The 603-nt window shown below is 45.1% G+C and carries 1 pseudogene; it reads left to right on the top strand.

Annotated elements, in window-relative coordinates:
- Positions 1–603 (top strand): annotated as a pseudogene (locus R7040_RS27965) (PDC sensor domain-containing protein); the annotation flags it as partial.

Raw genomic sequence — 603 nt, 5'->3', positions numbered from 1 at the left:
TCTCAACATTCATCCGGCGATCATCGGTTTTGGCTTGACCAATCCCAACGGCGACTACATTTCCGTTAGCTCGAACTTGATTTTGGAAAAGCTACACAATCTCAAGCAAGATCCGCTGACCAGAGAGACCTTCCTTGAAGCGTTGAACTCCGATCGCATGGTGATCGGCAGAACCTACTTTATGGAAGCGCAAGATTCGTTAGTTATTCCCATTCGTAAAGCGATTCCAGATAAAAATGGCGTAGTACAAGCGGTAATGACGGCTGGCTTTAACATGAATACGTCGTCAGTGTTTCGTAACGACATTCATGCTAATGAACACAATCGCGTGTCCCTAATTAGAAACGACGGCTACCTTACGTTTAGCTCATCTGAAGACACCACGATCAAGGACTATCAAAAGCCCGCCGATGATTTAAATAAACAAGCCTTATTGGATCAAATCCAGCAAGACTACGGCTGGGATACCGACCAAGTAAAACAGCTAACCCGAGCAATCAATGTCGTCGTCGATACCCAACGTTTGAATGAATTAATCACACTCAAATACCTTCCTGATTATGGCTTATGGGCGGCGTCGTCGACCGATTTGGGCTTCATTAA

This window comes from Vibrio sp. 1069 (assembly GCF_033340555.1).
The sequence above is the reverse complement of the archived record's forward strand: the minus strand, read 5'-3'. Positions and strand labels throughout refer to the sequence as shown.